General features: G+C 63.6%; 13 protein-coding genes and 1 tRNA gene. 6 read left to right on the plus strand and 8 right to left on the minus strand.

Features of this window, described 5'->3' with window-relative positions; genetic code table 11:
• Positions 1-53: 53 nt before the first annotated feature.
• The 4 genes from GC088_RS00600 to GC088_RS00615 form a co-directional block, all read right to left on the minus strand.
• On the minus strand, positions 54-1,064 hold the full coding sequence (locus GC088_RS00600; protein WP_323959990.1) for an inorganic phosphate transporter: 1,011 nt from the start codon (positions 1,062-1,064) through the stop codon (positions 54-56).
• The gene (locus GC088_RS00605; protein ID WP_323962124.1) at positions 1,065-1,682 is read right to left on the minus strand and encodes a DUF47 domain-containing protein; all 618 of its coding nucleotides are present in this window, start codon (positions 1,680-1,682) and stop codon (positions 1,065-1,067) included.
• Positions 1,683-2,118: 436 nt separating this feature from the next.
• Positions 2,119-2,277: a pyridoxamine 5'-phosphate oxidase family protein gene (locus GC088_RS00610; protein ID WP_323959991.1), complete on the minus strand. Its 159-nt coding sequence runs from the start codon at positions 2,275-2,277 to the stop codon at positions 2,119-2,121.
• 32 nt (positions 2,278-2,309) lie between these two features.
• The gene (locus tag GC088_RS00615) at positions 2,310-2,957 is read right to left on the minus strand and encodes a hypothetical protein (protein ID WP_323959992.1); all 648 of its coding nucleotides are present in this window, start codon (positions 2,955-2,957) and stop codon (positions 2,310-2,312) included.
• 137 nt (positions 2,958-3,094) lie between these two features.
• Between GC088_RS00615 and GC088_RS00620 the strand changes: the two genes are divergently transcribed.
• The 6 genes from GC088_RS00620 to GC088_RS00645 all read left to right on the plus strand — a co-directional run bounded on the left by GC088_RS00620 (position 3,095) and on the right by GC088_RS00645 (position 7,297).
• Positions 3,095-3,170: transfer RNA gene (locus GC088_RS00620), tRNA-Lys, on the plus strand.
• A gap of 139 nt (positions 3,171-3,309) precedes the next feature.
• The gene (locus GC088_RS00625; RefSeq protein ID WP_323959993.1) at positions 3,310-3,921 is read left to right on the plus strand and encodes a hypothetical protein; all 612 of its coding nucleotides are present in this window, start codon (positions 3,310-3,312) and stop codon (positions 3,919-3,921) included.
• 36 nt (positions 3,922-3,957) lie between these two features.
• Positions 3,958-5,238 carry an endonuclease/exonuclease/phosphatase family protein gene (locus tag GC088_RS00630; protein ID WP_416377480.1) on the plus strand — a complete coding sequence of 427 codons (1,281 nt, stop codon included), beginning with the start codon at positions 3,958-3,960 and terminating at the stop codon, positions 5,236-5,238.
• Positions 5,239-5,493: 255 nt separating this feature from the next.
• Positions 5,494-5,706 carry a hypothetical protein gene (locus GC088_RS00635; protein WP_323959994.1) on the plus strand — a complete coding sequence of 71 codons (213 nt, stop codon included), beginning with the start codon at positions 5,494-5,496 and terminating at the stop codon, positions 5,704-5,706.
• A 116-nt stretch (positions 5,707-5,822) separates the two neighbouring features.
• Positions 5,823-6,557: a helix-turn-helix domain-containing protein gene (locus tag GC088_RS00640; protein ID WP_323959995.1), complete on the plus strand. Its 735-nt coding sequence runs from the start codon at positions 5,823-5,825 to the stop codon at positions 6,555-6,557.
• Complete coding sequence (locus tag GC088_RS00645; protein ID WP_323959996.1) at positions 6,554-7,297, plus strand: hypothetical protein; 744 nt, start codon at positions 6,554-6,556, stop codon at positions 7,295-7,297. The genes GC088_RS00640 and GC088_RS00645 overlap by 4 nt, the downstream gene beginning before the upstream one ends.
• Positions 7,298-7,532: 235 nt before the next feature.
• Here the strand turns inward: GC088_RS00645 and GC088_RS00650 are convergent, their stop codons facing one another.
• The 4 genes from GC088_RS00650 to GC088_RS00665 all read right to left on the minus strand — a co-directional run bounded on the left by GC088_RS00650 (position 7,533) and on the right by GC088_RS00665 (position 11,740).
• The gene (locus GC088_RS00650; protein WP_323959997.1) at positions 7,533-7,808 is read right to left on the minus strand and encodes an HPr family phosphocarrier protein; all 276 of its coding nucleotides are present in this window, start codon (positions 7,806-7,808) and stop codon (positions 7,533-7,535) included.
• 81 nt (positions 7,809-7,889) lie between these two features.
• The gene (locus GC088_RS00655; protein ID WP_323959998.1) at positions 7,890-9,977 is read right to left on the minus strand and encodes a PTS fructose transporter subunit IIABC; all 2,088 of its coding nucleotides are present in this window, start codon (positions 9,975-9,977) and stop codon (positions 7,890-7,892) included.
• Between the two features lie 18 nt (positions 9,978-9,995).
• Positions 9,996-10,976: a 1-phosphofructokinase family hexose kinase gene (locus GC088_RS00660; protein ID WP_323959999.1), complete on the minus strand. Its 981-nt coding sequence runs from the start codon at positions 10,974-10,976 to the stop codon at positions 9,996-9,998.
• Positions 10,973-11,740: a DeoR/GlpR family DNA-binding transcription regulator gene (locus GC088_RS00665; protein ID WP_323960000.1), complete on the minus strand. Its 768-nt coding sequence runs from the start codon at positions 11,738-11,740 to the stop codon at positions 10,973-10,975. The genes GC088_RS00660 and GC088_RS00665 overlap by 4 nt, the downstream gene beginning before the upstream one ends.
• Positions 11,741-11,777 lie beyond the last annotated feature (37 nt).

Here is an 11,777-nt window from a genome sequence, read left to right on the forward strand (position 1 = left end):
ATCCACGTACAGGAAGGCACCCAGCACCGCCCCGCGGGCTGGGTGCCTTTCTGCTACAGCAGCGGGCTGATGGCCAGATAGAGGACGGCGGCGAGAACCGACGTGACCGGCGCCGTCGTAATCCAGACCAGCAGGACCGACCTCACCTGGGACTTCCGTACCGTTGCATACCGGTGGTTGGCACCTGCCCCGACGATCGCTGACGTCATGGTGTGCGTGCTCGAGAGCGGCATATGAAGCACCATTGCGCCCACGAAAAGCATGACGGCGCTGACTCCCTGCGCAGTCATGCCGTGCAGTGGATCAATACGGACCAGCCGGTGAGCGAGCGTATGCGTGATCCTCCAGCCTCCCAGCAGTGACCCGCCGGCCAGGAGCACTGCAGCGAAGAGCTGAACCCATACGGGCACCACGTTCCCCGCATAAACTCCGGACCCGGCGAGGGCCAGCAGGATGACCGCCGTCGTGCGTTGCCCGTCCTGCAAACCATGGCTGAAGGCGAAGGAGCCGGCCAGTACAGCCTGCGCCATCCGGTTGCCGTTGTTGACCTTGCGCGGTGAACTGTGCCGGAGGAACCACGTGGCGGGAAAGACGGCGAGATACGCCAGGAGGAACGCTACGACGGGTGAGACCAGCAGCGGCAGGACAATTTCGGGAAACAGCACGCCCCCGGGTCCGGCTATGGACTCGCTTCCTAGGATTGTGGCGGCCCCACCCGCGCCGATGAGGGCTCCGATCAGCGCATGCGTGGACGACGACGGCATACCGCGGTACCAGGTGAAGAGCCCCCAGAGGCAGGCTGCAAGCAGAGCAGAGATGAGGATGCCGAGACCGCCCTGACCCGCAGGCAGGTCGATGCTGTCGCCCGTGAAGAGCCTCGCCAGTGCCACGCTCATCAGCGCGCCGACGAAGTTGAACAGTGCAGCCAACAGAACGGCGACGGTCGGCGTAAGAGCACGGGTGCGGATGGAGGTCGCGATTGAATTGGAGACGTCGTGGAAGCCGTTGATGAAGGCAAAGCCTCCGGCAAGCAGGATCACCGCGCCGAGGAGGAAAACCTCCACCTACGACTCCTTGACGATGATTGTTCCGACGTGCGTGGCGACCTTCCGGATGGCTTGGGAGACCGCGATCAGCTGGTTCGCGAGATCCCGGTGTCGAACGTAGACCAGCGGTTTGTGGTCATTGAGGAGTTCGGCGCACCAGGTCCTGTGGGTGCGTTCGGCTCGCTTGGACAGGCGCACTATTTCGATCCAATAATCCTCCAGATCGTCCAGCGAGGTGAGCTGGCGCATCGCCTCCGCGGTGAGCTCGGCCTGTCGTGTAATTACCTCAAGCTGCTCTGTGGCACGGCGGCTGATCTTGCTGAGTTTGTAGAGGGCGAGGAGTTCGCCGGCACCGTCAAGCTCCTCCATTGCCTCGCTCAACAGGCGGGAAAGCGCATAGAGGTCTTCCCGCGGAAGGGGATTGATGAAGCTGGTGCGCATCGAGGTGAGCAGCGCGTAGTGCAGGTCGGTGGCCTTGCCTTCGTGCTGGTGCAGCTCTTCAGAGAGTTCGCCGTAGGAGTCGGGCGAGGCGCCGAGAATGGCGGACATGCTGCCGACGCCGAGCACCAGTTGCTGAGCCATACCGGAGAGGAGTTCGAGTCCTGCGTTCTCCTGGGGGAAGAGGCGGAGCTTCACAAAGGTCACCTAGGGTTGCATGAACGGTTGCTTCCTAAGGATACCCGCGGTGAAGAGCGGCCCGATTATACGCCCGCTTACTATGTGCGCGCCGTCGGAGGACATAAAAGTGGCGCCGAACCGGGAGCGCCTCTCGGCGGAAGGCCGCTCGAAGCGGCTGAATGTTGAAGCCCGGGGGTTCCACGGTCCGACACCAGTTTCAGTCTGCTACTCACCCGCGTGCATGTCAACGCAAACGACGACGGCGGGTTACTCCACGCCCGAGGTGCCGGCACCTGAACCGAACGTCCACCAGCGGCCAGGCTCTGCGATCGGGAACCTGCGGCCGGAAAGGACGTCCGGGAGAACCCTCACGAAGTGGTCCTTCTCTCCGGCTTCCCCAAGGAAACAGCGGGAGCGAAAAGGAGGCCACGACGTCGTCGGGTCGATTCATCAGCTATGCGGTGCCCCGGATAACCACGCTCCAGGCGATGCCGGAGTCGGGGTTCACCCCGTCCGCTTCAAGCGCGACCCTCGCGCTGCCGAAGAGGGCCTTCAGCTTAGAGCCGGCGCGGGTTTGAAAAATCACGGTCCCGTGATCGGTGACGAGATTCACCGGAAGAATGTCCGGCCCGTCGTCGTCGGCTGCTAGTCCAGTTCTCCGCGGCGCCACGAAGCAGCAGCGTGTTCGAGATCTTCGGCTGTCTTCACCAGCTGATGGGAACTCCGGGTGAGCTTGCTGGCATGTGAGCCGTTGGAGGCTTCGGCGTCGTCGGCGTGGTTGGTCTGGCCGAGCGCGACAACGCGACAGAACGCGGCGAAGCGCTCCAGTGCGACGTCGAATTCACCGTCGAAGGCGCCCGAAAGGATGGTGTCCGCCATCTGGCGCACTTCGTCCGCACCCGGCGGTTCCGCGACTCCAGCCACCACTTTCGAAACCTGCGCCACTTCCTTGCCCGCTTTGAAGTAGGCCGCAATGCGTTCGGGATTCTGCTGGGTTGCGGCCCGCAGCGCGTACAGCCGCCAGAGGGCACCGGGGAGGGATCGCGCGGGACTTTCCGCCCACAGCTCGGCGATGGCTTCAAGGCCCTGCTGGTCAGCGAGCTTGACGAGCCGCTCGGTCACTGCAGGATCATCCGCCTCCCGGCCGTGGTGCACCAGAGCATGCGCGGAGAGGTGGGCGGCTTCGGACACGCGCGAGGGGTCGGCGCCGCCGGCGAAGATCTCGAAATCCGTCGGGGCGAACGGCTTCGGTTTGTGATGCCGGGGACTGTTGTTGATGTACTCGCCGTCCATGTGTCGAGAATACTCCTGAGCCTATGAGCGGGCTAGGCAAACGGAGCGTCCCGACGGGCGCCACACAGCGCGGGTTGCCCTCGCTGCAATAGCGTGCGATAAAGTAGAACCGTCGATTCGGCATGCCCGGACGGCGAGGGCCTTTAGCTCAGTTGGTAGAGCATCGGACTTTTAATCCGTGGGTCGTGGGTTCGAGCCCCACAGGGCCCACCACGTGACATTCCTCCTGCTATTCCACGCGGGAATCTCCGCGTTGCTATCCGGCAACATCCATTGACTCATCGCATGCCGTGAGCCTGTACTGGAAGGAGTCCTTTCCGTCTATTCGTGCCCAGCGCCGGGAGGAAGACCGATGCCGGTCCCGTTGGCAACACCAGTTCAGGCGGCGCTCGCCGTCGCCGTTATCTGGATGCTGACCGCGCTCACAGCCGCAGCCGTATCCCGGACCCTGTCCACCACTCCCGCCCAGGACGGAGACGGCGTTTTCTGGTACGGCTTCACCGGTGGTTTTGGTTGCCTCTGCGCTATAGCGGGCGCCATGGTTCTCATCCCCGAGGCGACAGCCGTCGTTGGGCTGGCGGGCGTTCTGGGCATTGGAATGGCAAGCGGCTGGGTCTGGCGCGGTGAGCAGGAGCGCGTGTCCCGCCGTCGTCGGTTGCAGCTTGAGGCTGCCCGATCTGCCGTGCGTGCCCGGCACGAGTCCATCCTGCAGCGCTGGGTGAGTTATGAACTGGATCCGGCGGTCGCAATCGACTATCCCGACATGACCGACGTGCGGCGTCCGGAGACTGCCCGCCTTGTGCGGGCGATGCGTACCGCAGCGGTGCTGCGTGAGCAGGTAGACGGCGACGACGACGGTGCTGCCGCGGACTACGGCCTCGCGGTGGGTGAGCTCGAATCGGCCTTCGAGGCCGCCGAGCGGGCGGCTGGAGCTCATTCGACCGAGCGGAGGGAGGGCCGATAGGCTGGATTTGTCATCCAGGATCGAAGGGGACAATCCATGGGTTCAGCACGCATCCTCCGCCGTCGCGCCGTGGCCGTTCTTACGGCCGGTGTTATCGCAACTACCGGGGTCACGGTATCGGCATCCTCAGCAGTCGCAGGAGCAGGCAGCAGCAAGGCTGACTCGGCGGAGCGGCGCAACGGGAAGATGAACGTTCGATTCGCCACCTATAACGCGAGCCTTAACCGCTCGGTTGAGGGCGCGCTGGTGGCCGACCTCAGCACGGGCACCAATGAGCAGGCGCGGAACATCGCCGAGGTCATCCAGATCAACAACCCGGACGTCGTTCTCCTCAACGAATTCGACTACGACGCCGAATTCCGCGCTGCGAACCTCTTCCGCGCCAATTACCTGGAGGTCAGCCAGAACGGAAAGGCTCCGGTTTCCTACCCCTACGTCTACACCGCGCCCTCCAATACGGGCGTGGACAGCGGGATGGACCTGAACAATGACGGCACCGTGGGCGGCCCCGACGACGCGTTCGGATTCGGAGAGTTTGAAGGCCAGTACGGCATGGTGCTCTACTCCAAATACCCCATTGACACCGAGAAAGTCCGTACGTTCCAGACCTTCCTGTGGAAGGACATGCCGGGTGCGCTCCTGCCCGATGACCCGGCCACGCCGGACGGCGACGACTGGTTCTCCGACGAAGAGCTCGCCGCTGTCCGCCTGTCCAGCAAGTCCCACTGGGATGTACCGGTGACTATCGGGAACTCCACCGTCCACGTGTTGGCCAGCCATCCCACTCCGCCCGTTTTCGATGGCGAGGAAGATCGGAACGGCCGGCGGAACAGCGACGAAATCCGGTTCTGGGCGGACTACATCCGCGGTGGCAAGCATGCGTCCTATATCTACGACGACGACGGCGGCCGGGGCGGTCTCGAGCGACGTGCTGAATTCGTGGTGATGGGCGACCTCAACAGCGATCCCCTTGATGGCGACTCGCGCCCGGGATCGATCGCCCAATTATTGGAGCTGAAGGAGCTGCGGGACCCGCAACCGTCAGCCGAGGGTGCCGCGGAGGCGTCTACCCTGCAGGGAAGAGTCAACCTTGAGCACCGGAGCGATCCGGCAATGGATACCGCGGACTTCGAGGATGTGGCCGCGGGCAATATCCGTGTCGACTACGTCCTCCCGTCCAGGGGTCTGAAGGTGCGGGATTCGGCGATCTTTTGGCCGCGGGCCGGAACACCCGGATCTGAGTTGACGGGCATTTTCCCGTTCCCCACCAGTGATCATCGGCTCGTGTACGTCGACGTAGAGGTGCCCAAGCGGTAGGAGCCCTAAAATGACGGTTGATTGAGAAATCCCAATGGGTTAGCTTTGACTTATGGAGACATTGATTTTCGAGTAGACGTCCGGCTGCCGAGTCAGCCGAGCACCACTTCAACCATCGAAATCAACCGTGTTGAGGCTTCGCCTCCAGGTATGTTTCCACCTCTTTCTCCGGCAACCACAGCGTAGGCGCGCTTCCGCGTGCGCTGCGCTGTCTCCTGAAGGTGGCTCAACCGGTTCGAAGATCCAAGGAGAGCAATGACCCAGCAAGAGAACACTCAGCCCCTTACCGTGTACATGTCGGACACCGCTGCCCGAAAGCTGTCGGACGATCCGCGTGCCCAGCAGGCACTGGCCCGGAAGAATTCTCCGTTCGGGGATCTGGACAGTGCACACAGTACGGGCCGCAGGCACAAGGCCGACCACGCCAGCTCACGACAGGGAAAGCGCGAAAAGAAGGTTCGCTGGTAAAACCGGTTAAATTGGGACTGGCTCCGCGTTCTGCGTATGGGGGGATCGCAGAATGGGGAGCCAGCTCTCCAACTATACTTCACAGTTGGGGTCCGAAGTCCAGCTGAAAGGTGATGATGACAGTCACAGCTAAAGAGTTTCAGCTGTGGCGCACCCGCATCGCACCTGATGTGACTGTTTCGGACCTGTGCCGCAGGGCCGGCATCAAGCGCTCCACGCTGGCGCAGCAGCTGGTGCGCGGAAAAGTCTCGATTGAAACCGTGGTCAGCGTGGCCCGAGCCTACGGGGTATCTCCCATCGAGGCGCTGAGTGAGTTCGACGGCTACCGGGATCTGGCAGCGGGAATGAAACCGCCGACCGCGGACGAGTATCTGAGCCAGGTCTCACCAATGGACCTGCTGCGGCTTATCCTCGGACGCAGTGAGGATTCCGACGCCGTCGGCCGCCCCCTGAGCTTTCAACTGGCACCCCTGCCCCACCGCTATTCGGTGAGGACCTGGTTTGACGCCGTTGATCACGGCGAGCTCCGCTCGACTCTCACGTTCAGGACGGGCATCGCCCCCCAGAACCTGTCCGCGCAGCTCAGCGCAGGCCGGCTGAGCAACCAGTTATGCGTAGAAGTCGCGCGGATAGCCGACGTGTCCCTCGCCAACGGACTGGTGGTCACCGGACTGCTTACGCCCGAAGAGGGTGGCTGGGCTGAGAACGGGCGCGAAGAGGTGTTGAGCTCGCTGCCCGATTCCGAGATCATCCTTCTTGCCCGGGACCGGCTGGACGGACTCGGGAAGCGGTTGCGCAAGCAGGAACAGGACGATTCCCGCGACCAGGCAGTATGGGAGAACCTCGGATGAGCCCGGCAATACTGATCCAGTTGGTGGCGTTGGTACTCAGTGTTCTTCTTACCCTCATACGCCTACCGGATGCCCTGCGGGGCAAGGGTCGCATCATGTTTTTCGCGGGCGTGCTGCTCTCTCTCGCGGTCGCACTCAGTCTCGAACCGATTTACCTGTCCGTGGATGCTTTGATGGGCGGCGTCAATCTGGCGAACCTTGTCATCCGGTTCAGCCTGTACGGGGTCATGATGCTACTGGGCATCCGGTGTGCCGCGGCCTTCGGGTCTGAGCGCGCGCGGAAACTGGTTGGAGGTGCTGCGGGACTGATAATGCTCGGGCTCACCGCGGGTGTTACCGCAGTTCTGTTCGGCCTGAGCGACCTGCCCGAATCTTCAACAGGACTTCGGGCGTACCACGATGATCAGTCCACAGTTCAGTGGTATGCCGAGATGGGTCGGATCTACCCCGCTTATGTAGCTGCCTGTCTGGTGGGTCCTGCGATTGCCCGTGCCCGTTACCGCCCAGCTCGTCCCGCCCACCGACTGGGGGCGGGACTGATGGCGGCGGGGTTCTCAATGATTATTGTGTTTGCCGCCCTGAAGCTGCTGCCCATCGCCATCGGGGACGCAGATGTGCTGTTGCCCTTCGGCGCGATCGTGTTGGTGGTTATCGGTTTGGTTCTGTTCTGGGCGTCAGCAAAATGGGCCAGCAGAGCAAACCCCGTCAACCGCCTGGCGGACGAGCAGCGACCCCTTTAATGCTTTCGGAGGATTTTTTCGACCAAATCGCGAAACACAGTTCACGATTTCATCATGCTGTGTCAAAATTATGATTATGTAACTCCCGCTGACCGTGGGGGGTCAGCGGGTTACACGCAGCAATAGGTGCGTCCATTAGAACGGGTGGACGCACCTATTGTTTTTGTTGCTTGTGCTTGTGCTTGTTGCGGATTCTGCGGGGAGGCCGGCATGGGCCTCCCCGGGTCTGCTGCCGTCAGGCGTCGTGGTCAGTTTCGAGGATCCGCACCAGCGAGTCCAAATGGTCCCCCGCGCCGTCGTCCTCCGAACGAAGAACCACCACATCGCCGTGCTCGGCACCCAGGCTCATCAGGGAAAGGATGCTCGAGGCATCCATGGCCTCGTCTGCGGGACTGTCCTCGTGGGCAATTGTGACCTCAACCGGAAGTTCTCCGGCCGCTTCGGCAAAGATGGCTGCCGGACGCGCGTGCAGGCCGACCCTGCTGGCTACTGTTGCTTTGCGTTCGATCATGATCTTCCTTCCGGTTGAAGTTTCCGTTGCTGAGCCTACAGGCGATCTATGCCGGCCGTGGCAGCGAATTTCGGTTGAGGGTTAGGCCGCAACCGATTCGGCTGCTGCTTTCTCGGTATGCCTGCGGACGGCAAGCCGCTTGAGGGCCACCACCGCAAGGGCCGAGATCACCATGCCAACCAGGATCGACACGACGAACATAACCACGTTGCCGATTGCGAAGAACACGAAGATCCCACCGTGAGGGGCCTGAGAGGTGACCCCCGTGCCCATCACCAAAGCACCGGTGACTGCGGCTCCCAGCATGCCTGCGGGGATCACGCGCAGCGGGTCTGCCGCCGCGAACGGAATGGCACCCTCGCTGATGAATGCCGAACCGAGCAGCCAGGCAGCCTTCCCGTTTTCGCGCTCCGCCAGAGAGAAGCGACGACGGTCCAGCACGGTTGCGAGGGCCATTGCCAACGGCGGAACCATGCCCGCTGCCATGACGGCGGCCATAATCTGCCAGGGAGCCTGGTTGTCGACGGCGCCGGTGCCGAGGCCCGCCACCGCAAAGGCGTAGGCGACCTTGTTGATGGGGCCACCCAGGTCGACGGCCATCATGAGGCCGAGGATGACGCCCAGCAGGACAGCACCCGTTCCGGTTAGGCCCGAGAGCCAGCCGTTCAGTGCGACGGTGAGAGCGGCGATGGGGCCGCCGAGGACGAGCAGCATGAGTCCCGATGCGACGATGGATGCAAGCAGCGGAATGATGACTACCGGCATCAGGCCTCGCAACCACCGGGGAACCGAGAGCTTGCCGATCTTCATGGCAACGTAACCGGCGAGGAGGCCGCCCACGATCGCGCCGAGGAAGCCGGCGTTCATGAACGCGGCGACAGCACCGACGACGAAGCCGGGAGCGATGCCGGGCCGGTCAGCGAGGGCGTACGCGATGTAGCCGGCAAGGGCCGGCACCAGGAAGCCCATGGAAAGGGCGCCAATCTTGAAAAACACTGCACCCAGGTAGGCACCGACGGCGCCCTGCGCTGTCTCGGGGAATTCGGTCGGCAGATTCCAGAGGCTGTTGTTTAGCACCATGTCATCGGCGAAGTCCGTGATGTCATATCCGCCGAGCAGGAATCCGAGCGCAATCAGCAGACCGCCGCCGGCAACGAACGGGATCATGTAGCTGACGCCGGTCAGCAGGGCACGCTTGAGTTGCCCACCGACACTTTCGCCGGCACGATCGTCGTCGGCCCTTGGCACTGAAGAGTCGGCGACCCGGCGGGCGTTCGGGTTGTCTGCTGCGGCGATGGCTTCATCCACCATGACGCCCGGCTCGTCGATGCCGCGCTTCACAGGAGCGTTGATGACCGGCTTGCCGGCGAACCGGTGCTTGTCCCTAACGTCGACGTCCACGGCGAAGATAACCGCATCGGCCGCCTCGATGATTGAGGGGTCAAGCGGCGTGGACGCCGAGGAGCCCTGGGTCTCGACCTGGAGGTCGATGCCGCGCTCCTTGGCGGCGGCAACGAGTGAGTCGGCAGCCATGTAGGTGTGCGCGATGCCGGTGGGACACGCTGTCACGGCTACGAGGCGCTTCGCCCGGGTGGCGGATTCCGGAGTCGAAGCTTCCCGCGCAGCCGGATCTGGTGAGACAGCTGAGGCTGCCGAGGTTGTCGATGCTGCCGGTGCATCCGACCGTGCAGGTGCAGCGCCTTCGCGCTTGGCCGGAGCGGCCTCAAGGGCTTCCTCGACCAGGTCAACAATCTCCTGCTCATTCCTGGCCGAGCGGAGGGCAGCGGTGAAGTCCTTCTTGATCAGGGAGCGTGCAAGCTTCGACAGGAGCTTCAGGTGGGCCTGGTCGGCGCCTTCGGGTGCTGCGATGAAAAAGACAAGGTCGGCCGGCCCGTCCTTGGCGCCGAAGTCCACCTTCGGATCCAGCCGCGCCATGGCGAGGGTGGGCTCAAGAACAGAAGTGGACCGGCAGTGCGGAATGGCGATGCCACCCGGAATGCCCGTGGCGGTCTTCTCCTCCCGGGCCAGTGCATCAGCGAACAGCCCTTCCACCTGGTCGGCGCGACCCTGCGCCACCACAAGTTCGGCGAGCCGGCGTATGACGTCGGCACGGTCATTGCCCAGCGACTTGTCCAGGGCGACAAGGCTCGGCGTAATCAGAGCGGACATGGGACTTCCTTAGGGGGTTTATGGACGGGTAGGGGCGGGGTTGGTTGGGGTGAGGGCGCGGACGACGACGGCTTCCGGCGTTGTCTGATTCAGTGCAGGCACGGTGGACCCGGGGAGGGAGGCCGCGGCGGAGCCGTGGGCCACCGCCTGCCGGAGACAGTCGGGTGCACTTCTGCCGCTCGTATGAGCCAGGAGGTAGCCGGCGAGCGCGGAGTCTCCGGCACCGACGGTCGAGATGGCGGTAATGGGAGGGTGCTGCGCGTGCCAGGCGCCCTCCCGGCTTACCAGCAGCGCACCTTTCGAGCCGAGTGTTGCCAATACGGCCCGGACGCCGTGGGCCAACAGCCGGGTGGCCGCCTCCACTGCAAGGTCCTGTTGATTTTCGAGTTCATCACCGTGGCCGATGCCGGTCAGTTGCGAGAGCTCCTCGGCATTTGGTTTCAGCAGGTCCGGGGCAGCGTCGCCCTCGATAGCCGCAATGAGCGCCGCTTCGGATGCGTCGATTGCAATCATCGGTGCGCGTTCGGCGTAACGGGTACGAACGGCTCGCACCACGGAAGCATAGAAGTCGCTTGCCAGGCCCGGCGGAAGCGAACCGGCGAGCACAAGCCAACTGGCGCCGTCGGACGCCTCGACCACAAGGTCGACGAGTTCTTCGGCCTCCTGCGGCGTGAGCGCGGGTCCGGGCTCGTTGATCTTTGTGGTGGTGCCGTCCGGTTCGGTGATGGTCACGTTGCTTCGCAGCGCCGAGGAGATCGGAAGGTTGCGGTAGGGAACTGAGGCTGCGTCCAGTCCTGTGAGAACCGGATCGTCCCCGCGCCCGGGGAGGATCGCGCGGGCGTCGGCGCCGCCGGCTGAAAGTGCCCGGCAGACATTCACGCCCTTGCCGCCCGACTCCTGGCGGTTAGCGGTGGCGCGCTGTACGGCTCCGCGGGCCAGGGGAGCCGCAAGCTCGATGGTGCGGTCGAGGCTGGGGTTGGCGGTGAGCGTGATGATCATGCGATCACCAGATCGACGTCAGCATCCGCGAGGGCGCTGGTGAGTTCTGGACCGGGCTGTACATCGGTGATCAGGGCATCGATGTCGCCGAGGGCGGCGAACCCTACAAGAGCTTCCTCATCCAGCTTGGAGCTGTCCGCGAGCACGACCACCCGCCGCGCGGACTGGACAATAGCTGCTTTCACCGATGCCTCCTCGGGATCTGGGGTGCTGAGTCCGAAGTGTGCGTGCACGCCGTTGGTTCCGATGAAACCTATGTCCGGACGGAAGCTTCGGTAGCGTGCCGCTGTGCCGCTGCCCACGCAGGCGCTGGTGAGGCCCCTGACCCGTCCACCAATGAACTCAATCTGCTGTCCGGAGCCAATGAGAGCGTGAGCCACCGGAATGGAGTGGGTAATGATGAGTCGTTGTTCAACTGGCTCCTGCGCCACCAGCGCCGCAAGGTTGCCGGTGGTTGTCCCGCCGTCGAGCACAATCGATCCTTCGGCCGGAAGCATGGTGAGCGCAGCCTTGGCGATCCGGGCCTTCTCCGCCTGGTTCCGTTCTTCCCGTGTGGTCAGGCTCAGCTCCCGGGTGCTGGCACTCGCGAGGGGGACAGCCCCGCCGTGCACCCGCCGCAGGAGACCATCCTTTTCGAGCAGGTCCAGATCCCGTCGAACGGTCTCCTTGGTGATGTCAAAACGCGCGGCCAGCTGCGCAACGGTCACCCGGCCTTCGGACGCGACCAGTTCGGCGATCCGGTTGTAACGTTCCTCGGCGAACACGCGGCCTCCCTTAGGTAGTGACGGTCATCACAGCTAT

The organism is Arthrobacter sp. JZ12 (assembly GCF_035189165.1).
In the GTDB taxonomy this organism is placed as follows: Bacteria; Actinomycetota; Actinomycetes; order Actinomycetales; family Micrococcaceae; genus Arthrobacter_D.